The organism is Paenibacillus illinoisensis NBRC 15959 (assembly GCF_004000925.1).
Taxonomy (GTDB): Bacteria; Bacillota; Bacilli; order Paenibacillales; family Paenibacillaceae; genus Paenibacillus; species Paenibacillus illinoisensis.
In genome coordinates this window covers 501,581-528,440 of sequence record NZ_BIME01000003.1, presented here as the reverse complement: position 1 = coordinate 528,440, position 26,860 = coordinate 501,581, and the positions used below count along the sequence as shown (strand labels likewise).

27 protein-coding genes are annotated in these 26,860 nt (G+C 47.9%); 23 read left to right on the top strand and 4 right to left on the bottom strand.

The annotated features are described in order from the left end of the window. The first annotated feature begins 25 nt into the window (after nucleotides 1–25). The 10 genes from nikA to PIL01S_RS10925 all read left to right on the top strand — a co-directional run bounded on the left by nikA (nucleotide 26) and on the right by PIL01S_RS10925 (nucleotide 11,457). Nucleotides 26–1,573, top strand: a complete 1,548-nt coding sequence (gene nikA / locus PIL01S_RS10970; RefSeq protein WP_127537566.1) for a nickel ABC transporter substrate-binding protein — start codon at nucleotides 26–28, stop codon at nucleotides 1,571–1,573. Next, nucleotides 1,573–2,520: a nickel ABC transporter permease gene (gene nikB, locus PIL01S_RS10965; protein ID WP_127537565.1), complete on the top strand. Its 948-nt coding sequence runs from the start codon at nucleotides 1,573–1,575 to the stop codon at nucleotides 2,518–2,520. The genes nikA and nikB overlap by 1 nt, the downstream gene beginning before the upstream one ends. Then, nucleotides 2,517–3,374, top strand: a complete 858-nt coding sequence (gene nikC, locus PIL01S_RS10960) for a nickel transporter permease (protein WP_127537564.1) — start codon at nucleotides 2,517–2,519, stop codon at nucleotides 3,372–3,374. Before nikB ends, nikC begins: the two co-directional genes overlap by 4 nt. Then, the gene (locus tag PIL01S_RS10955) at nucleotides 3,371–4,171 is read left to right on the top strand and encodes an ABC transporter ATP-binding protein (protein ID WP_127537563.1); all 801 of its coding nucleotides are present in this window, start codon (nucleotides 3,371–3,373) and stop codon (nucleotides 4,169–4,171) included. The genes nikC and PIL01S_RS10955 overlap by 4 nt, the downstream gene beginning before the upstream one ends. After that, nucleotides 4,168–5,022 (top strand): ABC transporter ATP-binding protein, encoded by an 855-nt coding sequence (locus PIL01S_RS10950; RefSeq protein ID WP_246058168.1) that lies wholly within the window; start codon nucleotides 4,168–4,170, stop codon nucleotides 5,020–5,022. Before PIL01S_RS10955 ends, PIL01S_RS10950 begins: the two co-directional genes overlap by 4 nt. Nucleotides 5,023–5,546: 524 nt before the next feature. Continuing rightward, complete coding sequence (locus PIL01S_RS10945) at nucleotides 5,547–6,644, top strand: iron-siderophore ABC transporter substrate-binding protein (RefSeq protein WP_127537562.1); 1,098 nt, start codon at nucleotides 5,547–5,549, stop codon at nucleotides 6,642–6,644. Next, nucleotides 6,637–7,677 (top strand): FecCD family ABC transporter permease, encoded by a 1,041-nt coding sequence (locus PIL01S_RS10940; RefSeq protein ID WP_127537561.1) that lies wholly within the window; start codon nucleotides 6,637–6,639, stop codon nucleotides 7,675–7,677. Before PIL01S_RS10945 ends, PIL01S_RS10940 begins: the two co-directional genes overlap by 8 nt. Further along, nucleotides 7,674–8,705, top strand: coding sequence for a FecCD family ABC transporter permease (locus tag PIL01S_RS10935; protein ID WP_127537560.1), 1,032 nt, complete (start codon nucleotides 7,674–7,676; stop codon nucleotides 8,703–8,705). The genes PIL01S_RS10940 and PIL01S_RS10935 overlap by 4 nt, the downstream gene beginning before the upstream one ends. Then, on the top strand, nucleotides 8,705–9,514 hold the full coding sequence (locus PIL01S_RS10930) for an ABC transporter ATP-binding protein (protein ID WP_127537559.1): 810 nt from the start codon (nucleotides 8,705–8,707) through the stop codon (nucleotides 9,512–9,514). Before PIL01S_RS10935 ends, PIL01S_RS10930 begins: the two co-directional genes overlap by 1 nt. A gap of 437 nt (nucleotides 9,515–9,951) precedes the next feature. Continuing rightward, nucleotides 9,952–11,457: a malate:quinone oxidoreductase gene (locus tag PIL01S_RS10925; RefSeq protein WP_127537558.1), complete on the top strand. Its 1,506-nt coding sequence runs from the start codon at nucleotides 9,952–9,954 to the stop codon at nucleotides 11,455–11,457. Nucleotides 11,458–11,606: 149 nt separating this feature from the next. Here the strand turns inward: PIL01S_RS10925 and PIL01S_RS10920 are convergent, their stop codons facing one another. Continuing rightward, on the bottom strand, nucleotides 11,607–12,680 hold the full coding sequence (locus tag PIL01S_RS10920; protein ID WP_127537557.1) for a hypothetical protein: 1,074 nt from the start codon (nucleotides 12,678–12,680) through the stop codon (nucleotides 11,607–11,609). Nucleotides 12,681–13,075: 395 nt separating this feature from the next. Here PIL01S_RS10920 and PIL01S_RS10915 point away from each other — a divergent pair, with 395 nt between their 5' ends. Further along, on the top strand, nucleotides 13,076–15,175 hold the full coding sequence (locus tag PIL01S_RS10915) for a TerD family protein (protein ID WP_127537556.1): 2,100 nt from the start codon (nucleotides 13,076–13,078) through the stop codon (nucleotides 15,173–15,175). 176 nt (nucleotides 15,176–15,351) lie between these two features. On the opposite strand, the gene PIL01S_RS10910 is transcribed toward PIL01S_RS10915, so the two are convergent. Next, nucleotides 15,352–16,089 (bottom strand): glycosyltransferase family 2 protein, encoded by a 738-nt coding sequence (locus tag PIL01S_RS10910; RefSeq protein WP_127537555.1) that lies wholly within the window; start codon nucleotides 16,087–16,089, stop codon nucleotides 15,352–15,354. A 77-nt stretch (nucleotides 16,090–16,166) separates the two neighbouring features. Between PIL01S_RS10910 and PIL01S_RS29475 the strand changes: the two genes are divergently transcribed. The 9 genes from PIL01S_RS29475 (at nucleotide 16,167) to PIL01S_RS10870 (ending at nucleotide 22,323) form a co-directional block, all read left to right on the top strand. Next, the gene (locus PIL01S_RS29475; protein WP_164764218.1) at nucleotides 16,167–16,331 is read left to right on the top strand and encodes a hypothetical protein; all 165 of its coding nucleotides are present in this window, start codon (nucleotides 16,167–16,169) and stop codon (nucleotides 16,329–16,331) included. After that, on the top strand, nucleotides 16,306–17,190 hold the full coding sequence (locus PIL01S_RS10905) for an AraC family transcriptional regulator (protein WP_127537554.1): 885 nt from the start codon (nucleotides 16,306–16,308) through the stop codon (nucleotides 17,188–17,190). The genes PIL01S_RS29475 and PIL01S_RS10905 overlap by 26 nt, the downstream gene beginning before the upstream one ends. Before the next feature lie 121 nt (nucleotides 17,191–17,311). Then, nucleotides 17,312–17,929 (top strand): hypothetical protein, encoded by a 618-nt coding sequence (locus PIL01S_RS10900; RefSeq protein WP_127537553.1) that lies wholly within the window; start codon nucleotides 17,312–17,314, stop codon nucleotides 17,927–17,929. A 108-nt stretch (nucleotides 17,930–18,037) separates the two neighbouring features. Continuing rightward, on the top strand, nucleotides 18,038–19,006 hold the full coding sequence (locus PIL01S_RS10895; protein WP_127537552.1) for an SMI1/KNR4 family protein: 969 nt from the start codon (nucleotides 18,038–18,040) through the stop codon (nucleotides 19,004–19,006). 219 nt (nucleotides 19,007–19,225) lie between these two features. Beyond that, nucleotides 19,226–20,026: an SDR family NAD(P)-dependent oxidoreductase gene (locus PIL01S_RS10890; RefSeq protein WP_127537551.1), complete on the top strand. Its 801-nt coding sequence runs from the start codon at nucleotides 19,226–19,228 to the stop codon at nucleotides 20,024–20,026. 62 nt (nucleotides 20,027–20,088) lie between these two features. Beyond that, nucleotides 20,089–20,823, top strand: coding sequence for an SDR family NAD(P)-dependent oxidoreductase (locus PIL01S_RS10885; RefSeq protein ID WP_127537550.1), 735 nt, complete (start codon nucleotides 20,089–20,091; stop codon nucleotides 20,821–20,823). Between the two features lie 63 nt (nucleotides 20,824–20,886). After that, entirely contained in the window at nucleotides 20,887–21,300 is a 414-nt protein-coding gene (locus PIL01S_RS10880) for a MarR family winged helix-turn-helix transcriptional regulator (protein WP_095360297.1), read from the top strand. Between the two features lie 108 nt (nucleotides 21,301–21,408). Then, a complete protein-coding gene (flgB, locus tag PIL01S_RS10875) occupies nucleotides 21,409–21,819 on the top strand; it encodes a flagellar basal body rod protein FlgB (protein ID WP_095360296.1) in 411 nt (136 codons plus the stop codon). A 132-nt stretch (nucleotides 21,820–21,951) separates the two neighbouring features. Then, on the top strand, nucleotides 21,952–22,323 hold the full coding sequence (locus PIL01S_RS10870; RefSeq protein ID WP_127537549.1) for a winged helix-turn-helix transcriptional regulator: 372 nt from the start codon (nucleotides 21,952–21,954) through the stop codon (nucleotides 22,321–22,323). 67 nt (nucleotides 22,324–22,390) lie between these two features. Here PIL01S_RS10870 and PIL01S_RS10865 read toward each other — a convergent pair whose 3' ends face one another. Beyond that, nucleotides 22,391–23,461, bottom strand: coding sequence for an SDR family oxidoreductase (locus PIL01S_RS10865; protein ID WP_246058167.1), 1,071 nt, complete (start codon nucleotides 23,459–23,461; stop codon nucleotides 22,391–22,393). 266 nt (nucleotides 23,462–23,727) lie between these two features. Between PIL01S_RS10865 and PIL01S_RS10860 the strand changes: the two genes are divergently transcribed. Continuing rightward, on the top strand, nucleotides 23,728–25,050 hold the full coding sequence (locus tag PIL01S_RS10860) for a sensor histidine kinase (protein ID WP_127537547.1): 1,323 nt from the start codon (nucleotides 23,728–23,730) through the stop codon (nucleotides 25,048–25,050). A 73-nt stretch (nucleotides 25,051–25,123) separates the two neighbouring features. Here PIL01S_RS10860 and PIL01S_RS10855 read toward each other — a convergent pair whose 3' ends face one another. Beyond that, on the bottom strand, nucleotides 25,124–25,741 hold the full coding sequence (locus PIL01S_RS10855) for an NUDIX hydrolase (protein ID WP_127537546.1): 618 nt from the start codon (nucleotides 25,739–25,741) through the stop codon (nucleotides 25,124–25,126). Between the two features lie 218 nt (nucleotides 25,742–25,959). Between PIL01S_RS10855 and PIL01S_RS10850 the strand changes: the two genes are divergently transcribed. Together PIL01S_RS10850 and PIL01S_RS10845 are read left to right on the top strand one after the other, a co-directional pair. After that, complete coding sequence (locus tag PIL01S_RS10850) at nucleotides 25,960–26,328, top strand: DUF4180 domain-containing protein (RefSeq protein ID WP_127537545.1); 369 nt, start codon at nucleotides 25,960–25,962, stop codon at nucleotides 26,326–26,328. A 21-nt stretch (nucleotides 26,329–26,349) separates the two neighbouring features. Further along, complete coding sequence (locus tag PIL01S_RS10845) at nucleotides 26,350–26,832, top strand: SRPBCC family protein (protein ID WP_127537544.1); 483 nt, start codon at nucleotides 26,350–26,352, stop codon at nucleotides 26,830–26,832. The last annotated feature ends 28 nt before the right edge of the window (nucleotides 26,833–26,860 follow it).

The following is a 26,860-nucleotide window of genomic DNA, read 5'->3' as shown; positions in this document are numbered from 1 at the left end:
ACGATTAAGAGAGAGGGGCATTACCTTGAATAAAAAGACGCCGCTGCTGGTGCTGACCTCCCTGGTCCTGAGCGCCGGACTGCTGAGCGCCTGTGGATCTTCCGAAACGAGTCCCGCTGCGCAGCCATCCACCGACAAAAACGTTCACTTCCTATATAACTTTTCCACAAACTCGCTTGACCCACATGTCGACTCCAGCTACGTTCCGCTTCGTGCAGGCATTACAGAAACGCTGGTTCGTCTCGACGAAGACAATCTGACCGTTGCTCCATGGCTTGCTGAGAGCTGGGAAAGCGAAGACGGCCAGCATTGGACGATTGATCTACGCGATGATGTAACATTCCAGAACGGCAAGCCGATGACCGGTGAATCTGTTAAGGCATCACTTGAGCGCGCATTGACCGAAAGTGCGGCCATTCAGAACGCACTTAAGATCGACACGATCGAAGCCGAGGGCGACAAACTGGAGATTACAACAACACAGCCGTTCCCGGAATTCGCTTCAGAACTGGTGAATCCCAACACGGCGATTATAGACGTGAGTGAGCCGGACATTGTGAACAAGCCTATTGGTACGGGCCCGTTCAAGCTGACTTCTTTTACCCCAGGCAGCAAGCTAGCACTGGATCGCTACGATGAATACTGGGACGGTGCTTCACCTCTCGACTCGGTAACATTCTCGTTTAACGAGGATGCCAATGCTCGTACACTCGCACTTCAATCCGGACAAGTCGACATCGTATACCGTCCAGAAGTAGAAAGTTTGGAATCCCTTAAAGCAATCGATGGCATGACTGTGGAGTCCACCTCCACGTTCCGCGTTCACCAGATGACGATGAACATGCAGCGTGAAAGCATCAAGGACCTAAACGTGCGCCGTGCACTGGATGCATTAATTGACCGGCAGGGGATCGTTGATACCATCCTGCTTGGCCACGGTGAGTCGGCTATCGGGCCGTTCCTTCCGTCTCTGCCGTTTGCACCTACCTATGACAAGGCAGCATCACAATCAGGTGAAGAAGCTGCGGTTAATTACCTGAAGGAAGCAGGCTACACGCTGCAAAACGGCGTTATGACCAAAGATGGCAAACCACTGCAACTGACGCTGCTTACATACTCGGCTCGCGCAGACCTGCCATTGATAGCCCAAGTCTTCCAGTCTGATGCCAAGAAGATTGGCATCGATGTGCAAATCCGCCAGATCGATACGCCAGAGGATTATATGGCGTCCAATCGTGATTGGGATATCGCAACCTATAGTAATCTGACTGCACCGCGAGGTGACGCGGGCTACTATCTGAATGCAACGTATCATCCGAAGGGTGCACTCAACTTCAGTGGATCAGAGGATCCGGAGCTGACGGCGATCATCGATGAGCTGAATCTCACAGTCGATCCGGAGAAGCGCGCAGAGCTTGCGGAAAAGGCCGCCAATTACGTGCACGACAACGTGCTGAATTCATTTGTCCTGCATCCGGGTACGATCGTTGCCTACAACGGTAAGAAGATCAAGAACTGGGTTACCACGCGCAGTGAGTATTACATGATCACCAATAAGCTGGATGTGATGTAATGTTTCGCATTTTGCTTCGCAAGTTTCTTGAAGTTTTTATTTTTCTACTATTCATTATGTTCGTGAGTTTCCTGTTCATCCGTCTGGCTCCAGGGGACCCGGTGCTGACCATTCTGAATGTGGACGAACTGTCCGTCAGTCAGGAACAGGTTGAGGCTATGCGTGAAGAAATGGGCTTCAATGATTCCCTGCCTGTTCAATTTGGCAATTGGCTGCTGGACTTCATCCGCCTGGACTTCGGCGTATCGTACTCGACAGGGCAGCCGGTTATGCAGACGCTCATGCGGGCGCTTCCGGCTACAGCGGAACTGACAATCGGAGCTCTGCTGGTCATGCTGGTTGTGGCGATCCCGCTTGGATCCCTGTCGGCATTGCATCGTGGCAGCTGGATCGACCGGGGCAGCCGCATGCTGTCCATTGTAGGTGCAGCGGTACCAAGCTTCTGGCTGGGCCTCATTCTGATCGACCTGTTCGGCGTGCGCTTCGGCAGTCTGCCGACCATGGGGCGGGACGGATTCGCATCACTTATTTTGCCATCTCTGACGCTGGGACTTGCCATCTCCAGCGTTTATGTGCGTCTTTTGCGTTCCAGCCTGCTGGATTCACTGAGCCAGGAGTTCGTTCGGTCCGCCAGGGCGAGAGGGTTATCCGAAGGCCGCATCTTCTTTTTACATGCTTTTCGCCACAGTTTGCCACCCGTCATTACAGTGTTCGGTGTCAGTCTGGGAAGTCTCATTGGAGGAGTCGTCGTTATCGAGGTACTGTTTGCCTATCCGGGCATTGGCAAGCTCGTCGTTGATGCCATCCGCCAGCGCGACTATCCATTGATTCAGGGTTACATTCTGATCATGGCGGTCGTTGTATTCTTCGTAAATACGGCAGTTGATCTGTCCTATCGATATTTGAATCCGGAAATGAAACTCAAGGAAAGGGAGGCCCACCGATGAAAACGATGCTTCTGCGCCCACTGGCCGCTAAAAAATCGAAAAAACACAGCATACAGGCGATCACCGCCTTGCTATTTGTGCTGCTGATCATCGGGGCCTCCATATATGCCTTTGTTTATCTTAAGCATGACCCTACACTAACCGATTTGCGCGGACGGCTGCAGGGTGCAAGTGCTCTCCATCCATTTGGCACCGACCATCTGGGTCGAGACGTTCTGACAAGGCTGCTGCTTGGAGGCGGCCAGACGCTCGGTTATAGTCTGCTGGCGCTCGGAGCGGCACTGCTCATTGGCATTCCGTTTGGCCTGATTGCGGGATACAAGCGTGGTTGGGTGGATAAGCTTTTTATGCGAATCGCTGATGGCTTCCTTGCCTTTCCTGACACGATTGTTGCTATCGTGCTGAGTGGGCTGCTTGGGGCGGGTATCGGTAATTTGGTGCTGGCGATCGTGATCGTCAAATGGGTCAGCTATGCACGCCTTGTCCGCAGCACCGTTCTGTCCGAGTCGCAAAAGGACTACATTCGTATCGCACGAACCAATGGACTGTCAGACGCACGCATTATGACCAAGCATCTGCTCCCGCATATTGCCGGGCATGTGCTCGTACTGGCAAGCCTCGATCTGGGGAAGATCATTCTACTCATCTCATCGTTGTCCTACATCGGACTTGGGGCTCAGCCACCGACGCCTGAATGGGGAGCTATGCTGAATGACTCCAGACCATACTTCCAGTCACGGCCAGAGCTTATGGTCTATCCGGGTCTAGCCATCGTAGTGGTAGTACTGCTTGCGAATATGCTCGGCGACTATCTGAGAGACCGCTTTGACGTGAAAAAGGAGGTGCAGCCGTGATTCTCTCCATTGAGGAACTGAGCATCTTCAGCCGTGATCATACCATTGTCGACAGCGTCTCTCTCGCCGTTCGAGAAGGCGAATTCATGGCGCTGGTTGGGCAGAGCGGTAGTGGCAAAAGTCTTCTCTCACAGTCGATCGGTCAACTGCTTCCATCCAACCTGCACGCAGCGGGGCGAATCATGTTTGAAGGCAGCAACCTGCTCGAATGTAAACCGAAGGAGATGCGCGCCCTGCGGGGAAGCTGCATCTCATATATTTTTCAGGATTATCAGGGAGCGTTCACGCCGTTTCGCAGTATTGGCGGACACTTTGACGAATACCAGAAGATCCATGGAGAAAAGTCTTCTGCTGTCCGGCGTAAACGCGCCATCGAGGCGCTGGAGTCCGTTGGACTTGGAGCAGAGCTGCTGCGCCGCTATCCGTTCCAGTTGAGCGGTGGTCAGCTTCAGCGTGCATCCATCGCAACATCGCTTATGCTATCGCCAAGGCTGCTAATTGCCGACGAGGCGACTACGGCGCTCGACAGCGTCTCGGGTCACCGCGTGCTGGAGCTGCTGGCACGTAAGCAGGCAGAGACTGGCTGCGCCATTCTGTTCATTACACACGACTGGCGTCATGTGCGCCGTTACGCCAATCGGCTAGCAGTTATGAAGGAAGGACAGATCGTCGAATCGGGCGGGAAGCACCGTATTCTGGACCATCCGCAGCATGAGTATACACGTCAACTGATTGAAGCAGCTCCTGTCCTGAGCCGCTCGTTAAAATCGGGTCTGAAGGAGGCGGAAACGCAATGAAGACAAGCGAAATGGAGTACCATAAGGAATCATTGCCGGTTGAGCCATCTGTCCAACAGGACAAGGGGGAATCCGAGTTGTCTGCCCAACCCGTGCTGGGAGTGGAACATCTCAGCCGCACCTATGCTGGCGCTGAGCGTCCAGCTGTTAACGGTGTCTCTTTCACCTTAAACCAAGGCGAGTGCCTCGGACTGGTTGGCGAGAGCGGCTGTGGCAAGAGTACGCTCGCTCGCTGTCTGCTGCGGATCGAAGATGCTGATTCCGGCTCGATCATGCTTGGTGGTGAGGACATTGCGCGGCTTAGCGGCCGACGCTTGCGCCCACATCGCAGGAAGATCCAGATTGTGTTTCAGAATCCGGCTGCGGCGCTGAATCCAAAGCTGAAGATTGCTGATTCATTAATCGACCCGTATGAGCAGTTCGGAAGAGACGCTAAGCTGTCCCACTTCGCTTATACATCGAAGGACGCCTACGTGCGGCAGTTGCTTGAAGCCGTCGAGCTTCCAAGTGAGCTGGCTGGGCGTTATCCGCATGAGTTAAGCGGCGGGCAGCGTCAGCGTGTAACCATCGCACGTGCGATTGGCATTGAGCCGGACGTTATCGTTCTTGACGAACCAACAGCCAGCCTGGATGTGATATCACAGGGCGCTGTACTGCAATTATTAACCGACCTACGGACTTCACTGGGACTTTCATATTTGTTCATCTCGCATGATCTGGCTGCCGTACACCGTATGAGTCAGCGTATCATCGTGATGAGAGAAGGACGAATCGTTGATCGATTTGGTGCGGATGCGCTGTTCGCAGAAGAACGTCATCCGTATACGAAGGAACTCATCTCAATCTTCTGAGTAGAAGCCCAAAACGTAGGTATACACACGTATATCTCAAAAGCCACATTCAATTAAGATTGAATGTGGCTTTTTGATGTTACGCTTGTCTGTTTTGTGTAAGCATGAACAGGATACATTTTTGCTGTTTTATTGCTTAACGTAAGATACGTATTGAATCTAGTGCTTCCCTTCAGCTTGTCTCCCGATAGTATGTATCCATATTTTTTGTTGACAATCGATCAAAACAAAGGTAGATTTGTGATATCGATAATCATTATCAGTGTCACAATAAGTATAAATGCATAAATATACGAAAATATCATTCTCTAATTTTGCTATAGGTTGTTTGGGCAACGATACATAGAGACTGAGTTTCAATGAGCAGATGCATGCCATAACAATTCGGGATCAGCTTCATTCAATTGCCGAGGCTGATTGAAAACGTTCTCGAGGTAACTTATGGCCGTAGTTACAGTAACAGCAAGACAGGATCATTAATCATGATATCCAAAAATTTAATGGAGAAAAGGAAGGGTCTACACATGAAGGGGAAGCAAAACATTTCACTGAAAGCACTAATCATTTCGATGATTATGATCTTGGCACTGGTGGGCTGCTCAACACAGCAATCCGATTCGACTACAGGTGCAACTCCAGCAGCGAACAGTTCGGCAAACACGGATGAATCGGCAACAGAAACAGCGGTTACGCCTGATGAAAGTACACAATATCCAATTACCATCAAGCACGCTCTTGGTGAGACAGTGATCGAAAGCAAGCCTGAACGAGTGGTTACTGTACAATGGGCCAATCATGACATTGCCCTTGCTCTTAACGTTGTCCCTGTTGGATTCTCAGCGGCAAACTTCGGTGTGCAGGATGACAGCGGACTGCTTCCTTGGACCAAAGAGAAGCTGGACGAGCTTGGTGTAACAGATCCGAATGTGTTCCAGGATACAGATGGTCTTGATTTTGAAGCCATTTCGGATGCTAACCCTGATGTGATTCTTGCGGCGTACTCCGGTATTACACAAGAAGACTACGATACATTAAGCGAGATTGCTCCAGTTGTAGCGTATCCAACAGCTCCATGGGCGACGACGTGGCGTGAACAAGTAAACCTTAACGCTAAAGGCATGGGAATGGAAGCGGAAGGTGAGCAGCTGATCAAAGATACCGAAGATATGATTAAGGAGAAACTAAGTGCCTATCCTCAGATTGCAGGCAAAAAAGTCGTTTGGGTAAACTTCTCTGCACAAGACATGTCCAAACTGCATATTTATACGCCAGTTGATTCCCGTGTTTCTTTCCTGGCAGAGCTGGGATTAACCAATCCTGATAGTATCACCGAACTCATTAAGGATCCGAACAGCTACTCATTAGAACTAAGTGCTGAGAATGCAGAGGCTCTTAACGATGCCGATCTGCTGATCGGATACGGCAATGATGAATTGTTAAAGGCCATTCAAGCCGATTCCTTGCTGGGTAAAATCCCTGCGATCGAGAGAGGCTCTGTTGCATTCATCGATAGTGATACACCCCTGGTGGCTGCCGGAACACCGAACCCGCTTTCGATTGCGTATACCATTGATGAATATCTGAAATTAATCGGGGCAGCGATCGACAAGATCAATGAATAGTTCTTCGACTTCCCCAAACAATTCTTTAAAACTTCATATGCCTAAACATTTCAAGACGGTGCTGTTCCTTTGCATCGTCTTGCTCGGCGTTTGCGTGCTGGCATCACTCACGCTCGGTTCCCGGCTTGTAAGATGGAATGAACTGATGGATGGTTTGTTTCACTCCAATGTGGATTCCTACGGGGCAAATATCGTCCGCAAACGAATATCTCGGACCGTGTTCAGTTTATTTTGCGGAGCTGCACTGGGCGTTTCCGGAGCATTGATGCAATCGGTCACGCGCAACCCGCTCGCAGACCCGAGTATTCTGGGTGTCAATACAGGTGCGTCCCTGTTTGTTGTTTTCGGCATTGCCCTCCTGGGCATAAACACGGCAGGACAATATATCTGGCTGGCCTTGGTCGGTGCTGCGCTTACTGCTGTATTTGTATTCGCTGTCGGTTCCATGGGGCGGGGCGGCGCTACACCCATCAAATTGGTGCTAGCGGGAGCAGCCATAACGGCAGCCCTTTCCTCTCTGGTGACTGCCATCATGATTCCACGTGCTTATGTTATGGATCAATTCAGATTCTGGCAAGTCGGCAGCGTCGGTTCAGGCAACTGGGGCGAAATTGGTGCGTTTGTCCCGTTTCTGGCCATTGGTATCATCATTGCTTTTATTACAGCTCCAGCACTGAATGCATTGGCACTGGGTGACGACGTGGCAACCGGGCTGGGTGTTCGAACGGGAGTACTCAGGTTGATTGCAGCACTTGCGGCGGTTCTATTGTGTGGTGCAACAACGGCACTGGCCGGTCCCATTGGTTTTATCGGACTTTTGGCGACGCATGTGATTCGGCTTATACTCGGCTCTGACTTGCGTTTTGTTATTCCGATGTCCGCCATCTCAGGGGCGATCATTTTGACGATATCTGACGTACTTGGCAGACTCATCGGCAGTCCGGGAGAGCTTGAGGTCGGTGTGGTTACAGCCTTCATTGGTGCTCCAATTCTTATCATTTTAGCGATCAAATCGAAAGTGCGTTCATTATGAGAAATAATACGATGGAATTGATTATATCGGGCAGACGTCAAAGACGACGTCGGTGGGTCGTTGTTACTGCATTACTTGCCATACTCGCGCTCGCTCTATGCTGTGCCATGCTTTTGCTGGGAAATACCATCTATCCGCTTGGTGATGTCATCCGGGTCCTTTCCGGTGAGCAGATCAAGGGGGCGACATTTGCAATCCATACCATACGTTTACCAAGGATGCTTGCAGGGCTGTTTGCCGGATTTGCCTTCGGTATGGCGGGCTATATCTTTCAGACCATGCTACGCAACCCTTTGGCGAATCCGAATGTCATCGGTATAACCTCCGGTTCAAGCGCAGCAGCCGTATTTTGCATCACGGTCATTCATGCAAATGGAGCCGTTGTTTCCATTGCTTCGGTCATTGCGGGTCTTGCGACGGTGGTATTGATCTATGTATTATCCAAGGGAAGAACCTTCTCGATCGGAAGATTGATCCTTGTCGGAATAGGCATACAGGCCATGTTGGATGCTGTAATATCCTATCTTTTGCTGGTCAGTTCGCAGCAGGACATTCCAACTGCGCTTCGCTGGCTCAGCGGCAGCCTTAACGGCTCCAAGATGGACGAGCTTCCGCCTTTAATCATTGCGGTTCTGGTCCTGTCTCCTTTTATTATTGTGCTAGGCAAACATCTTGGTTTACTGGAGCTTGGAGAACAATCGGCTACATCACTTGGTGTTGCTACGGATAAGACAAGAGTTGTACTCATCTTGTGTTCTGTAGGCATGCTTGCTCTCGCGACAGCCACTACCGGTCCGATCGCTTTTGTTTCTTTACTTTCGGGACCTATCGCGAAGAGACTAGCCGGATCAGGCTTCTCAAATGCCATTCCGGCGGGACTTGTTGGCGTTAATCTGGTCTTGGCTGCAGATCTCATCGGGCAATTTGCGTTCGAGGTCAGATATCCTGTGGGCATCATTACCGGAATCCTCGGTGCGCCTTATCTGATCTACCTGCTCATCCGAATGAACCGAAAGGGAGAATTATAATGAAACCGACGCATGTGTTCCAAGCGGAAGACTTAGTGGCTGGCTATGACAATAAAACCGTTATTCATGGCGTAGACCTTGCGATTCCCAGCAACCAAATCAGTGTCATCATTGGAGCTAACGGCTGCGGGAAGTCTACGCTTCTCAAAACCTTGGCCCGGCTGATCAAGCCGATATCGGGGAAAATTACGCTGGATGGGAAGCCGATCAGCAAATTCCCACCCAAGCAGCTGGCCAGGGTGGTGGGACTGTTACCCCAATCCCCTATTGTCCCGGAAGGGATCTCTGTTGCCGACTTGGTGGGAAGAGGGCGGTTTCCGCACCAGTCCTTGCTGAGCGGATGGACCAAGAAGGATTACGAAGCGGTAGCTGAAGCCATGGAGATCATGGACATTACCGAATTTGCCAACCATAACATCGATGAGCTTTCAGGCGGTCAACGACAACGGGTCTGGATTGCGATGGCTCTGGCGCAGCAGACCGATATTCTCTTTCTAGATGAACCAACAACCTTCTTGGATATTACCTATCAGGTTGAGATTCTCGATCTGCTCACCGACCTTAACCGGAAGCATGGAACAACCATTGTCATGGTGCTGCACGACATCAACCTGTCAGCCCGTTATGCGGATCATATCATTGCGTTGGTGGAAGGGAAGCTTGTAGCGGAGGGTGCTCCTTCTGACGTCATTACAAGTACCATGGTGAAAGATATATTCGGCTTGGACTGTACCGTGGTAGAAGATCCTTTGTCGGGTTCTCCCTTGGTTGTACCCCGGGGAAGATATCATGTACATACTGGCGAATAAACTTGGTAATTGGACATTTTGGTCTAAGAGGCCACAGTAAAACAAGCTTATTCCAAGAATTCACCATCTGGAATCGGCTTTTTCGTTGCCGAGGGCCGGCTGATTCGATCTCTTTTTCCTCATGAGGAGAACTACGAACCTAGAAACCTGACCTAGAATGGCGTTATGGCTTGCCATGTTTTCTATTATCTTGAAAAAATAAATCTTTCACCCCTATAAGCGGGTTAGCGGTAAGGTTGAAACTAAAGTATACTAACAGGTAAACCAAGTAACTTAAAATTGCATATTTCAATCTAACTGTAATATTGATACACTATGACCAAGGTTTAATTTCGTTCAGAAGAGGTTTGGGCCAGTTCAAGAACGGGCTCGCTGCAAATGCCAAATCGATAACGCTTACATCCTTTTGGCAAATATAGGATATAAGGACGGTAGACATGAGCCAGGGACAAACGAGTACAGATGTTATCTTGATTGGTGCCGGAATTATGAGTGCAACATTGGGAACTTTGCTGAAGGAATTGGCACCAGATTGGAATATTAAGGTTTATGAGAAGCTCGCCAGTGCAGGAGAGGAAAGCTCCAACGAATGGAACAATGCCGGAACGGGCCACTCTGCACTTTGCGAATTGAACTATACCGTTGAACGACCGGACGGAACCGTAGATATCAGCAAAGCCATTAAGGTGAATGAGCATTTTCAAGTCTCCAGACAATTTTGGTCCTATCTCGTTAATAGCAATCTGATTCGTAATCCGCGGGACTTCATTATGCCGCTTCCCCATTTGAGTTATGTGCATGGAGAGAGCAATGTCCTGTTTTTGAAAAGACGTTTTGAAGCCTTATCGAACCACCCTTTATTTGAAGGTATGGAATTCTCGGACGACCCGGCAAAATTGCGGAAATGGATTCCTCTGATGATGAAAGGCCGCAAGGGGAAAGAACCGATCGCAGCTACCAAAATCGACTCCGGTACGGATGTTAACTTTGGTGCTTTAACGCGTATGCTGCTCGATCACTTGAAGAATCAAAACGTGGGCATCCACTACCAACATAGTGTGAAAAATATCAAACGCAAGCAAGATGGCGCTTGGGAATTAACAGTGAAGAATCTGACGAACGGTGCAGTAGAGCGCCATACAGCTAAGTTTGTCTTTATTGGTGCGGGTGGCGGAAGCCTGCATTTGCTGCAGAAATCTGGCATTCCGGAAGGCAAACATATTGGTGGATTCCCAGTTAGCGGACTCTTCATGGTGTGTAAAAATCCGGAGGTTGTGGAGCAGCATCACGCCAAAGTATATGGTAAAGCCTCGGTGGGCGCTCCGCCGATGTCGGTTCCGCATTTGGACACCCGATTTATTGATAACCAGAAGTCACTGCTGTTTGGGCCGTTTGCCGGATTCTCGCCCAAATTCCTGAAGACCGGTTCGAATGCCGACCTCATTACGTCGGTCAAAACACATAACCTTCTAACCATGCTAGCTGCAGGGGTCAAAGAGATCTCTCTGACCAAATATCTGATTCAACAGCTTATGTTGTCCAAAGAGCAGCGTATGCAGGAACTGCGTGATTTTGTTCCAAGTGCTAAAAGCGAAGATTGGGATATGGTTCTGGCAGGTCAGCGCGTGCAGGTCATTAAGGATACGGTGCAAGGTGGCAAAGGTACACTTCAATTCGGTACAGAGGTCGTTACTGCTGCCGATGGCTCCATAGCCGCATTGCTCGGCGCATCACCAGGGGCTTCCACTGCGGTGCAAGTCATGCTGGAGATTCTGCAGCGATGCTTCCCGCAGCATATGGATTCATGGGAGCCGAAGATTAAGGAAATGATTCCTTCCTACGGCGAGTCCCTGGTGGAGAATCCGGATCTTCTTCGCAAGGTTCACACGACGACAGCTAAGGCACTTGGGCTGACAGTTGAGAAGAAGGTTGCTTCGGTATAAAGAGGCAAATGATATAGAACGCCATTGCATATTTACTGTAATTATTCCAATGGATAAGAATAAAGTATAAAAAGCCTTTGCTGACATTAACGTCGGCGAAGGCTTTTTGACGTACTATTTTGGATTAGTGTACGGCACTCCCTCCGGAGCTACAGATAGATCCGTTTCGCTTCGTCCTCAAAGAACTGAATGACATTCGGGTACGCGGTTATGTTGATTTGTTTCTGTCTCATTACCCGATCAACGAAAACTGTGTCCATGAAGATTTTATTGATGATCGTTCTGCACCACACAGGGGTGTCTTCGAAATAATCCACTAATGCATGAATTTCATCAAACCTGAAAAACAGGATATACGAGGTATAGTTCTGGAGCAGCGTCGTGAAACAGTGTTCCCGATAGGGAGTGGAACGAGCTTCAGTCAGAAAATCCTTCATGATCTCAAACAACACTGTTTTATTTTCTTCATGCAGCTGCAGCATCTGATCCACGTCATTGATGAGCCGCAGCATTGCTTCTAATCCCTCCTCCTCAGGCAAGTTCAGCTTGGCAGATTTTCCTTCAATACACCGCAAAATCTCCAATGTAAGGTGTTTGCAGGCTTGGATGTCGTGTGGAGAAATGGCGATCTGCTCGCTGTACTCATTCATATTTGTACTATAGTAATCATGAAATGCCGTGAAATAACGCTCCAATGGAATATCCGTTTTGGTATGTACCAAGTTCTGACTGTCAAATGAACATGCGTAGAGCGTTTCCTCGTTAACCGGATGTGCATAAAGGTAGTAAAAGAAGAAAAAGTCTCTTACCTGGTGCTTCTGTTCCTCGTTTAAACGAGTGATCTCGCTCAAGTGAGACAGCTGTAAGAAGCTGTAGTTTTTCATGAAATCATTCATGGTGCTGTATGCGTTGTGCGAGTTAATGGACAGCGTAGTGTTGAGGGTGAACAGAAGATAATACAGGACCTGCTCATCATATATATCCATCTGCTGAAAAAACTCTCCGAGAACAGGCTTCCAGTCTGGCTCAGAAACATAATGGGGATCTCTCGGTTGTAAATCGTACATCCAATTCGTGAAGGTCACCTCAGGGTGATCCGGTAGAAACAGATCAGCACTGTCATCTTCATACAAGCCATATTCGAACGAATTCGTCCGTACAGGCGGTAATCCGCGTTTGAATTTGATATTGAGATACTCGTTATATATCGATTGAAGCTCCATCTATCCTAACCTCGATTCATGCATAGTTCTATACTAAGTCTTATATAGGTATTCGACGCCCATTGGGTTGTTCCTATTCGGCCTTCCATCAAGCGGGGTGTATTGCTTCCAGATGATATCGGGAAATGATTGATGCAGTCGTAATACTTTCACCCTGTTGGGAGATCGTGGAATCTGAGATGATGGGTCTACCAAAGGTTCGGGTCACGAGCTTCGGACCTATGACCTTCAGGCTATTGCGATCCTTCCTTCTAACTCAATTGGATGAAATAGGGTCGCAGCTCTCCTGTAGGATTTCTATTCAAGAGAGGAGGCGTCCAGGCTATTATATTCCTTCCTTCTTATGCTAACCTTTCACGTTATATAGGGATATAGCTTTCCTGGACTCTTTTATCATGAACCATAACACCATTTATTTAAGGCGAGCTAACAAACTGATTATCGAACATCAAGGGGAGAAACAACTGCCCAAGTCTTACCTGGCTACTGCCCTTAAAAATATTGAAACGCTAGGATACACGTTCTCCGATGAACTGATGCAAGCCGTACGAAGATTATCCAATGAACAGTTTGAAGCATTCGTTGTTCAGTTGGTAGCGGATCTGAGAGAGATGGTCGGGGCACATGTGAAGTACAAACCGATGTATCCGGGATTTCCCATGCAGGTCATGCAGGAAGATGAAGCGGAGCTGTATCTCAATGCCATCATTCACTACCTAACCCTTGTATATCCTGATCGTGAACCGGTTGATAGACAGCCTTTGTCTGACAAGACCAATCTGAAAGTGATCCACTTGGGAAGTGAGGAAGGGTTCAGAACACTCATCCGCCAGCTGATTGAAGCAAAGGGTTCCATTTCGGAGACGGACAAGAATGATATCGATACAGTACTGGAACATGCGGAACCGGATGAGGTAGATGCAATATTGCCTGCTGAAATTCCGTTCAAGGAGAATGTGGGCTTCGTGGTGGCTTCGCTGTTGAAACATGAAAAGGCGAGGTTGGAACGAATCGGCCCGTACTTCAAAACGGCCACGGACGTCCTGCGTCTGGCTGCTGCCTGGTCGGACGGGGATGTCAGTCTGGCTGCGCCTGCACGCTTTCGCAAGTTCAAACGTCGTGAGAGACGTCTATTGCTGGGGCTACTGGAGCAATGCGGGCCGATCACTGAAGACATGCTGCGTTATAAAAACCGCTGGGTTCGTCTGGGGGAGATTCTGCATCCTTCCGAATATAAGTCTCGGTATCCTCGCTGCGATGAAGCCTTTGATATTCTGCGCAATAAGAAGCCGTTTACCACCTTCAACGGAAGCGTAGAGCTGGCGTTCCAGTATCGCAACACCTGGAGCCTGATCGATCTGCTGTCACAGCGTCCGGGTGAGTTTGCCAGAAGACTGGATCATCTACTGCGAATCACCGAGGATGAGGCCTATGTACTGTTGGCATTTAGTGAGGTAACTGCACAGGTATCGACGCCGGTGCTGCTGCAGGTGAGACAACATTTTGCCCAGCGTAATGAACCACAGGATCTTCGTGTCTTTTTCCCTAAAGGCAACGTGGCAAAGGCATTTGGCGTTCCGAATCAGCTGCCAGAGCTGGATGAGGCGACATGCCGGGAAGTTGTGCAATTGTGCGAGCAGGCTCTGGTCGAACGGTTCGCAGCTCTTCCCCCGCTGGGTAAGACGTATATCGATGAACAGCTCCATGACTATCTTGTGCCTTTTTCCCAACGTTCCGCGAGCAAGGCCCTGCGTACCCTCGTGAGAGGGAGCCGGGTACCCATGGGCGAAGGAGATACCATTCGTTTCTTCAACTGGTGGAAGGAAGGCATGGTCAACGGGCAGGACACAGGACGCGTCGATATTGACCTGTCTGCGGTGATGTATGACGAGAACTGGAATTATGTTGAGCACATCTCTTATACGAATTTGCGTTCCACCAAGTATAAGGCTGTTCACAGCGGAGATATCGTATCGGCTCCGCAGGGTGCATGCGAGTTCATTGACTTGCATATTCCGTCGATCGTTAATTATGGAGGGCGGTATGTCGTTGCTTCATTGCTGTCGTTCACGAGTCATCCGTATTGCGATCTTCCGGAATGCTTCGCGGGGTGGATGATGCGCAAGAAGCCAGGGTCGGGTGAGATTTTTGAACCATCTACGGTGGCTAACAAAATTGATATTACAGCCGATACACAGATTACGATTCCTGTCATACTTGATCTGGTAGATCGCACGGTGATATGGACCGATCTTGCCCTAACCAGCCACCCAAACTATTACAACAATGTAGAGGGCAATGAAAAGGGAATGGTCTTGATGGGCAAAGCCATGACCGGATTGCGCAAGCCAGATCTATACGACCTGTTCATGCTGCATGTAAAGGCCCGAGGTGAACGGGTAGATACGCTGGATCAGGCAGATACAATCTATTCGTTGGAGCAAGGGGTTACCCCGTATGACATCGAGCAGATTATGGCGGAGTACCTGGTTTGAGTTTAACGATTGCGATTTGTGCAAAAAAGAAGGGCAGCTCCGCTGCTCTTCTTTTTTTGTGGATGTAGACTCGGTACAGAGTTATGAAACAATAAGCTGATGACTCACTTATGCTTCAAATAATAATTTAACTATGTGGAAGAAAAATTTAAATTGAGCGCGTAGATCAGCTGCCATCAGAATTTGCCCTTCGGTTTTTTCTGTACATATCGCTTATAATGCTTCGTTGTTCGGATCTTCTTGCTCTGCGAGAGGAGTTCGCGATCACTGATGATCCAAGTGTGGCCGGAGGAGTTTTTCCTGCGGATCGCGACAAAGTTATGCTTGCCTCCCGAGTATACCTTGTATCCCTTCCGTTTACTTCTTATGCAAAACAGATCATCTTCACCGACGCTTCGATTCGGAAACTGGACATGGCTGGATACATGTCGTTTAAAGACAAGTGTAGCACCAGGAAGGAGGGTTACAGGGCGATGTTCATCCTGGGGAAAGCGAAGGAGCAGCTTCCTGGGTCCTTTTAAATATAGATAATGTGCTCGCTTGCCAATGACATCGGCATTTGTCCTCTTGAAGGTCTGCAGGCTTTCCTTCAAATAGTAGGGAGCATAGTAATCATCATCATCAAACTTGGCAATATAGCTGTATTTTGTTTTCTTGATCGCATAATTGAGGCAAGCACCGAGAGAGGTACGTTCCGGTAGACGAAAAACGTGTACGTTCCGAAGCTTTTTGGCTAAGCTTTGATAAGGAGCAAGAGGGATATTATCGTTATTGACGATAACGATCATCTCTTTCCTGGAATGCTTCTGTCGGCTGTAATTTTTAAATAGATTATGGATATAATGCTGGCGTTTGGTGCAGGCAATGATAGACACGCCTTGTTTGGTCTTGACTGTACCGGGGCTGGCTCCCATTCGATCGCGCTCCTTATCCGTGAGGTTCAAAACGATCTTTCTATAAAATATGTACATGACAAGTAAGAGGAACGGCCTTGATACAAAATGGAGAATTCGCCGTCTATGCTGGCCGTCTGCGGATCAATACATTGCTGCCTGCAGAATGGTGCAGGGAATGTCGGATGCCGGAAGAAGAGCTTTGTTATGCTTGGATCAATGGGGGAGGGATTGATGATGAATACATTGGCACGGCTGAATGAGGGGTTAGCCTATATTGAGGAGAATCTGACGGAGACATTGGATATGAAAGAGGTCGCGCGAATCGCGTGCTGCTCGGAATATCATTTTACACGAATGTTCTCCTTTCTTAGCGGTATGACCTTATCCGAGTACATCCGTCGCCGGCGCTTGACGCTGGCAGCAATGGAGCTCAGCAGTCATGACAGCAAAGTCATCGATGTTGCGCTCAAATATGGATATACCTCACCGGACTCCTTCGCCAGGGCATTTCAGAGCATGCATGGGGTCACACCCTCGGAAGCGAGGAATCATGGCCCTTCGCTCAAGGCCTTCCCCCGGATGACATTTCAATTGACCATTCAAGGAGGAAGTGAAATGAACTACCGTATTGAAGAGAAGGAAGCCTTTCGGATTGTGGGAATCTGTAAAAGGGTACCGATCGTGTTCAATGGGGTAAACCCCGACATTGCTGCGATGTATCAGCAGCTCACCCCAGAATTGATCGAGACGATCAAAGGGGTGTCGAATGTTCAGCCGCTGGGGATCATCAGTGCTTCGGCTCATTTTAGCGAAGAGCGGATGGAGGAGAAGGGCGAACTGGATCATTATATCGGTGCAGCAACGACCCAAGTGGCCCCCGAGGGCCTGGCATGCTTGGAAGTACCCGCATCGACATGGGCTGTGTTTACTGCAGTTGGCCCCTTTCCGAGTGCGCTTCAGGATGTGTGGGGACGAATCTACGCCGAGTGGTTTCCTTCGTCCGATTATGAACTTAGCGAAGGACCGGAAATTCTGTGGAATGAGCACAAGGATGTTACCTTGCCGCAGTACAGAAGCGAGATATGGATTCCGATCCGGAAGAGCCAAAGTAACGACTAGTATTCCTAAGATGAAGCAGGAGAATAGGCCGGATGCGTGGAAAGGGTAACCGACCTGTTTTATACACATTTGAAGAATTTCATTCTTCAGTAATATGACATCACACTTGGGGGTGGTAACCATGGATCGCTTGAAACACAGTGGATTTTATAAGCTTAAGTTTCTGGTAACACCAGAGGAATTCAAAGGGATTTTAGAGCTTTTTGAACAAAAGGAAGCTCAGTTTGGTCTTTCGAATGCTGCAAGAACCACCCATGATCTAAATCAGGTACACGAAGCTTATACCACTTATTATCAGTACTTTACAGGACAGGAAAAGCTCCATTACCACCCCCATTTTGTATACTCCATAACGATGAAGCTGGATGATAAGATCTCTGGTTTTTTTATAAAAAACGAAGGAATCAGCTTTCCTTATCACGGAGCGTGGGCGGAGGACGAATTACCGAGCATGATGCTCTCACTTCCCAAAGGATTTCAAGTATATCTTGAAGATGAAAAAGGGAAGTATTATATCTATGAAGATATTCGTGAACATCTCCCGTTAACGCATGCATTCTACGAGGAAGTGGGAAAGTATATCAAGAAATACACAAAGCTGCTGCGCTTTTCAGTAGGATCTTCAACGGATGATGTGCAGGAGCTAAAACCCTCTGTGCGGGTTAGTAGAAATGCAGCAGCCGATCTGGCAAACTCCTGGATCTTCACAACCTATTCGCTCGTGCTGAATATGGCATGAGGCCAACTTGAATACTAGTCAGGAATGGCATTGCTGGAGAAGGCAATCTGATAAATGGTATAATTCTCAGCAAGGGATATCGAGCGAATGATCAGGGAGGTACGAAGGATGAGAGAAGAGTTATTGGAGCAGCTGGAAGAGTGGCATGAACAGGATGAATTCGAAGAGATTGTGGACGCAATTACAGCCATTGATGTGGAAGAGCGCGACTATGAGCTGATCGGTCATTTGGGTAGAGCGCTGAACAACCTGGAGCGTTACGAAGAGGCAGTTGAACAATTTCTGACGGTTGCCGAAGAGGGTCAGGACGACCCCTTGTGGCAATATCGCATTGGTCTGGCATATTATTACCTGGAGCAATATGAGAAGGCACGTGAGGCTTTTGAAACAGCAGACCGGCTGGATCCGGGAGATGAAGATACACAGGAGTTTCTCGAATGGATTCGCAGTAAAACAGTCGAGAAGCCTGCTGAGGAAATAACTCAAGTGACAACTCAGGAGACGGCTCAATCCGTCCCGGCAATCTCCATGGAGCAGCCCAGTGTTAGTGATCCGAATTCCACGGATTTCTGGGATGACAACGCCGAAGCTTTGCAGAACTGGGTTCTGCCTTCACCTACGGACGAACAGGTTGAGTCGGTAGAGGATCGGCTCGTTTTCAAATTGCCTAGAGCTTATGTCGACATGATGAAATTACATAATGGTGGGATCCCTCGTTATCGATATGTTCCAGTCAGCGAGGCTGGGGCTGCAGAGAAGAGACTCATTGAGATTTCGGGAATGCTGGGCATCGGCCAGGAGAAGAAGCATTCCCTGTGCGGTGAAGAAGGCAGCAGGTGGATCATTGAGCAAGGTGGCTATCCGGAGATTGGTGTGGTTCTATGTAAGTGCCCATCCGATGCTGAGATCATTATGCTGGATTACCGTGCATCGGATAATGCGGGTGAGCCTGAGGTTGTTCATGTGGATAAGGGAAACAACTACAAGATCACCTGGATTGCTCCCGACTTTGATACCTTTGTTCGTAGTCTGGTCAATGAGGACAATCGCCGCCCTGACCTTTCTGATTCAATTTAAGTTAGTCTACCCAATACCCTGTTTGACTCTTTCATTCCAAATGAGAGCGTTGGACAGGGTATTTTAGTTCACGCGATAACCAAAATAAGTTAAATGTGTCCATGCCATTGCATATCGGATAGTCTGGTGCTATTATTTAGACATCTAATAGTTATATATCTAAATAATAATCATCTTAGAACCATTACAGGTTTCTTAAATATAAGGAGCGTGGTGAATATGGACAGAATGAAAGACAAGGTTGTGCTTGTTACCGGAGGAGCTTCCGGCATCGGTTTATCCGCTGCCAACTTGATGGCTGCGGAAGGTGCTAAAGTCGTCATTGCCGATTTTAATGTCGATGGGGCTATAGAAGCTGCCAAAAACATTCAGCTTCGAGGAGGCGATGCCGTAGGCATATTTGTCGATGCTGCAAAAGAAACTTTAATTCAAGAAGCGATTGAATTTACGGCACAGCGGTACGCTAAACTCACATGCTTGTTTAACAATGTGGGGTTGACCAACCTCAAGAAGGATTTGGACGTAGTTCATGTAGACCTGGATGAATGGGATCGACTGATGAATGTTAACCTCAAGAGTGTACTTCTGGGCTGCAGATTTGCCATTCCTCATATGATCCGTGCTGGCGGGGGTTCCATCATCAATACAGCATCGATGGCAGGCTTTACGGGTGATGCTGTTCGTGTAGCTTACGGTGCTTCCAAAGCAGGTGTAGTCAATCTTACCAAGTATATTGCAGCCCAATACGGGAAGCACAACATTCGTTGTAATGCTGTTGCACCCGGTCTGATTTTGACACCGGCAGCGCAGGATAACATGCCACCGGACGTGTTGAATATGTTTGCAAAATATAATGCACTGCCTTATCACGGAGAACCGGATGATATTGGACATACCGTCCTATTCCTGGCTTCCGACGAGTCCAAATTTATTACCGGCCAGACGATTCAGGTGGAAGGCGGGCATTATATCGCTAATCCAACGGTTCCTGATTTCGAGAAGTTTATGCAAAGCGTATAAGCCTTCATTGCTGGCTTTATTCCTATAAACAAACATTCAAAACAAAGTGAGGAGCAACGGACATGGGAAAATTGGAAGGTAAAGTAGCTATTATTACAGGCGGAGCTTCAGGCATTGGCGAGTGCATGGTGGATCTTTTTGCACAGGAAGGCGCCATCGTGATTGCAGCGGATATTAATGAGGCAGCGCTGGAGACAGCTAGCCAGAAGCAGAATGTATATGGAATGAAATTAAACGTGGCGTCAGACGAGAACTGGGAGGCACTGGCGAAGGTCGTCAACGAGCGATTTGGCAAAATAGATATCTTGGTCAACAATGCAGGTATCTCATCCGAAAAACCATTTGAGGAGATCAACGCACAGGACTGGGAGAAGATGCTTTCCATTAACGGATTTGGCCCGTTTGCGGGTATGAAGCATGTGACTCCATATATGGCCGCTCAGAAGAAAGGTTCCATCGTTAATATTTCTTCGTATACTGCAATGATTGGGCAGGGCTTCAATCACTACTCGGCGTCGAAGGGCGCGGTACGTGCGTTGTCCAAAGCAGCGGCTACGACATTCGGACGTCAGGGCATTCGTGTCAATGCTCTTTTCCCAGGGATTATCGAAACGCCCATGACCCAATCCCTTAGCACGTCCCAAGAACTGCTTGGTCGGCTGATTCAGGCAACGCCTCTACAGCGTCTGGGTCAAGCTATGGATATTGCCAAAGCGGCACTGTTCCTGGCTTCCGATGATTCCTCCTATATTACCGGTTCCGAGCTGGTTATTGATGGTGGATACTCCGCACAATAGTGTGTAGAATAATGACAGCTCTTAATTTTCATTAGGGGCTGTCTTTTTTATGAGGAGGCAGTTATGGAAGAGAAAACAATTTTTGAAATCATACACAATATGGATACCTTCACCAACAAGTTGATTATACAGTGGAACAAATCATTTAATGAGGACCTGGGCGTATCTCATGTTCTTGTGCTTTCCCATTTGAAGCAAAACGGAAAAAGTCGACCATCCGATATTGCGAAAGTACTGGGGCTTACCCCGCCGACTCTCAGTTATTTATCGGACAAGCTCGTCGGAAAAAAACTGGCTGTCAGGGTCGTTGATGAATCCGATCGCCGCAATAGTTACCTGGATATCACCGAGGATGGTTCCGAAGTTCTTGGCAGAGCATCCATGGAGGGACAAAAGCTGCGCAGAGCGTTATTTGAAAAGTTAACAGCACAGGACCGGGAGAAGTTGGCGGAGATTTTTGAGAAGCTGAATCGCTAATGTTGTGTTGAGTTTTATATGTAAGAATTGAGTGAATGTTGACAGAGGGCAACTTTTTTTCTTATGATAATTGGGACTGCACCATTATGCTCTGAAGGAGACTGAGCCGTGATTGAAACCAACACGTCAAGACGCAATGAATCTCTTTTGCAAGTGCTGAACGTGCAGCACAAGGTCACCACTGACAATATTGCCAATGCAGACACACCCAATTACAAAAAGAAATCGGTGGAGTTTGAAGAAGCACTGAGACGTATCGTGGAAAATGGTACAACCCGGGAGCTGGATATGCACCGGACACATCCGAAGCATCTGCCTGCCAAAGATCTCAATTCTTCTGTCGTTCCATACCGGATTGTGGAGAACAACGAAACAACGATGAACAACAACGGCAATAATGTGGACATTGATGCCGAAATGGCGAACCTGTCGGAGAACCAGCTCATGTATAACTACATGGTTGACCGGGTAAGCGGGCATTACAACAAAATGAAAAACATTCTGCAGAGCTTGAAATGAAGAATGTCCAGCGGCCCCGAGGGCTGCTTTTTTTATTGGCTGATAACGATGTACCATGGTCTATAATTAAATTACAAAGTGATTGTATTGTAGACTAGAAGGGAAAATGGTGTAGAGGGAGGCAGGAGATATATGCAGGAACCGATCAAAGTATATAATACTGCAGTCGAAGCTTTACTTGAAGTGATCGGCGGCAAATGGAAGCCCGTTATTCTGTTCCATCTTACTTTTGGCAAAAAACGTAATGGTGAATTGATGAAGCTCATGCCTGCCATTGCTCAGAAAGTATTGACCCAGCAGCTTGGTGAACTTATGGAGGCGGGAATCATATCCCGTATTTCCCATCATCAAATTCCACCGAAGGTTGAATATGAGCTAACGGAATATGGGTGGAGTCTTAAGGAGATTCTCCATTCGATGTGCAGATGGGGAGATACCCATGTTGAAAAAGTATATGGTAATCGAGCGAAAATTCTGTTTAAGCCTCCCACCTCGGATGGTTAACCGGGAAATACATAACAAGCAGATTCCCGAGGTCTGGGAATCCGCTTGTTTTGCATTTAATATTCCATTACGGAATGATCCTGCGCTCACGCAAATTCGCGAATATATCCATAAACATAGATTCAGTTTCAACAAAATCATGAAAGCCAAAGCGGCGGGCTTTGGAACCATCTGCGAAGAAATCATAATCCCATGAGAATACAAAGTCGCCGAAGGCCCAGGAAGAGACGTCATCATAGGAGGTTTCCATCAAGCCATATTTCTCAATCATGGATCTCCAAAGACTTTCTTTGTCTGCCATCACCGTTGCGAGCGAGAGCGGCAGTGGAGGTGCCGTTTCTAGTTCAAAAAAGGCAGCGATTTTGGGCCAAAGTTCATTCCAGCGAAATAAATCGCCATTGGTAATATTAAACGCCTGATTGGCGCAGCGGGGGTCGGTTGCCGCCCAAACGGTAGCACGAGCCAGCAGGGCAGCATCGGTCATTTCGAGCAGGGAGTGGTAAGCACCTGGCTTACCGGGGAAGCGAAGTGGCAGCCCAAGTTCCTTGGAGATGGACGCATATATTCCAATAACCATGGCGAGATTCATTGGATTACCGAGTGCGAAACCACACACAACAGACGGACGCAGGGCCGACCAGGTCCAGCCGCTTCCGGTCTGCCTTCTCTCAAGAAACTGCTGCTGATCCACATTGAATTCAGGCGGCATATGGTGTGCATCCGTTTCCCGTGCAGGTGTTTTAAACGGGCCCAGATGAGCACCGTATACCTTATAACCTTGCATTAGACTAATATGCTGGAGGTTGGGGGCGATGGGCTCAAGGGCATTGACCACATTGACGAGCATTGCCAGGTTGGGTTGTACCAATTCGGACCAAGTAGGGCGATCCTGATAAGCAGCATAAAAAATGTGAGTGACCGTCGTCAATGGACTCAGCTTGGCCTGAGTATCGGCTTCATTCAATAAATCCACCGATATATAACGAAGTCTCGGAGAGTTTTGCCCTCCGCGGCGTGATACACCAATGACATTCCATTCCGGAAGTGTCGTCAGATAATCAATAAGATTACTTCCAATGACTCCGCCCGCACCAATAACGAGAGCAGTGTAGCGTGTAATAGGTTGATCGGGTTTCAATGGGCATGCTCCTTTCTTTTCCTGTACATTATTGTGAGCCAGCAAAAGAAAGGTGTGAAGTACGCACCTTGAAGTCATATACGCACTTGAAAGTAATATTTCGGCTGTTAGGCAGGTTTACGGGCTTTTGAAATGTAGTAAAAAAAACTCAGATGTTGCTATGCTGCTTCGTTAATTTTCTAAAGATGAATACGTATGTTACTATATACAGCATTAGAAGCCCGAACGGTATTTGCAAGCGCTAATCGGGCATGTAGGAGAAAGATATGCGTAATTGGCTTAAAAATGAAAATGTACAAATGACGGCGGTCGCCCTGGCTACAGCCATTGGTGCGCAATTTAAGATAAATCCTTTTCAGGAAGACTATTTTCGAATCGGCTTGGGCGTGAGTATCCTTTTGTTCCTGCTTATGATCATGCCGCATCTGTCTTATGTGAAGACGGGGATTCTGACGGGTATCGTGAGCTTTATCGTGCAATCCGTAGATTTACTGTACGATGTAAATTCGATGTCGGTCCTGGAAAGTTTGCATGACAACATTGGAGCTGGCATCTATTATATCGCCTTCTCTTATGGTCTTAGCAAGTTCAAGAACAGGTTTCACGAGATCCAACCACTTCTCCTGGGTGGCTTAATTACATGTGTTGATTTTTCCTCCAATCTCATTGAGCTTTTCATTCGCGGTGTATTGAATGGGACCAGCATCTTCGATATGAGAGAATGGCTGTATCTGCTCGTTGTGGGTGGGCTAAGAAGTTATTTCATCAGCGGTTTGTATAACAGTATCGCGGTAAGACAGATGAGGCTCATGCATGCGGAGCAGGAGAAGCGGATGGAGCAAATGCTCAATGTAAACTCCGGTCTCTATGGAGAGGTCTTCTATCTGAAAAAGGCCATGAAGACAATCGAAGGCATAACGGCGGATAGCTACGACCTCTATCGGGATCTTAGGGAACAGGACATGAATCAATACAGTCAGCGGACACTGGGGATTGCTCAGCAGATCCATGAGGTGAAGAAAGACTCGCAGCGCATCCTGGCCGGACTGCTGAAACTATATGACAGCGAGAAGGCAGTCAACATGAGCCTGTCGGAGGTTCTGAATTTCGCCGTGAAGGGCAATCTTAAATACGCTGAGATGCTGGATAAAAGAATACAAATTCAAATGGAGCAGCAGTATAATTGCGAATCGCCTTTTTACATTCCACTCTTAACGGTGATGAACAATCTGATCGCCAATGCTGTGGAAGTGATCGAGTTCGAAGGGACTATTCGGATACAGGTATATGAACAGGATGAGGATGTACATTTTGCGGTAATCGATTCTGGCAAAGGAATACCTGAAGCCAAGCGAAATATTATTTTCGAACCTGGCTATACGACGAAATTCAATCAGGCAGGCATTGCCGCAACAGGAATTGGTCTATCCCATGTTCGAGATATAGTCCAGTCTCTGGAAGGGCACATTACCGTCGAATCGGCCGAGCGAAACGAGAAGGGAGCAGCCTTTGTGGTGTCCATCCCAAAGAGGAACCTTATTAAAGGAGCGGAAGCGGAGAACACGTTCCACCCGGATGGAAAGTCATGACCAACACAAACACAAACATAGAGATAGCGACTTTAACCACAGAGGGAGAGTCGCTATCTTTATGTGGTGAACTTTAATCCAAAATAACTTCTTTGGTGGGATGATCCAGAAACTCAAACATGGTCTTCACCTGCTCTGCTGTATTTCTTTCAAGCGAAAGCTCAGGCAGATCATGCCTGTCGAAGAACTGGATTGCACTGGTTTCCACACCGATTTCAGCTGTACCACCTGTAATCTCGCATTGAATAAACATCTTGTAGATATGATAAGGTTCGGGTGGATGGCCATGGAATTTCTTATCCAATACGGCCAACAGGCGCAGGGGCACTACATCGAAGCCGGATTCTTCCTTGATTTCCTTCACGGCAACCTCCGATGGAGAGAGGCCGATGTCGCTCCATCCACCGGGCAAGGCCCAGGCTCCATCTATTTTTTCCTGCACCAAAAGGATTTTGTTATCCTTGAAAACAACACCTCGAATATCGACTTTGGGCGTTGCATATCCAGAATCACTCGCGAAAGTGAGTGATATCTTCTCCTTGTTTACAGAAGTGTAGTTAGCCAAGATATCCACACTAATCTTTCTTAATTCCTCGTAGCGTTCGATATCGTATACATCTTTGCCATAAGTTAAACCGGTCTGAGCAATAGCCTGAATCTGTTTAGCCCAATCGAGCCACTTCATGTCCATGGTAGCATCCCTCTTTCTTAGGCAAATCTCGAAATATAATTTCTATAGGAAATAAATCCATTATAGCAGAGGAATTCCAGCGTGTGATTACAAATAAGAAGCAAACCCAGATTGTCGGAGGAGCGAAAATTTCCATTCTGATTGTGAAAAACACATTGCTTTTAGCGAAGGAAATGCGAGATAGTATAGGGAAATGAGATATGGAAGGAGCACGTGAAATGGATATTACGATCGATCAACAGGGTAACTCCAAGGTTGCCATTATTGAGAGTAACGACATCGTCATCAGCGAAGTGCAAGATGCACTGGATCTGATGGCGTCGGTAAATTATCTGAACGAGGCATACAAGCTGATCATCGACAAATCCAACATTACGGAAGAATTCTTCGATCTGAAGACGAAGCTGGCCGGTGAGATTTTGCAAAAGTATGTTAACTACCAGGTGAAGCTTGCCATCATTGGTGATTTTGACGGCTACAGCAGCAAAAGTCTGAAGGATTTCATTTATGAGTGCAATAATGGCAAGCATGTGTTCTTCGTAAAAACAAAAGAGGAAGCGCTTCATATCCTGCATGAATTGAGCTAATCAATTGGAGGAGGTCTACCCATGATAGCTGAGTTGAAATTGGTTTCGAATGACGTTGTGGCCCGTTTTGATCGCTTGTGGCAGCATGATGTACGGAAGGTATGGTCCTTTTTAACGGAAAACGATAAGCTGCATGGATGGTTCCCCGAATTGCGAATTGAAGATCTGCGAGAGGGCGGACTGATCAAGTTTGACATGGGCGATGGGACATTTGAAGAAATGAGAATCACACATCTGGAGCCTTACTCCGTTCTTGCATACACCTGGGGGGAAGATGAGGTGAGGTTCGAGCTGCATCCTGTACAGGAGGGCTGCCGTCTTGTTTTGACAGAGATCATTCATTCCATGACAAGCCATACACCAAGAGATCTTGCCGGATGGCATGTCTGTCTGGATGTGATAGGTGCGCTGCTGGACGACCGCACGCTGGAGTCACGCAAGGATGAGTGGAGATCATGGTACGAGAAGTACCAGGAGCATGTGGATCGTTTTCTAAAAGAATAGGATGACGAAACCCACTTGCTCAAGTGGG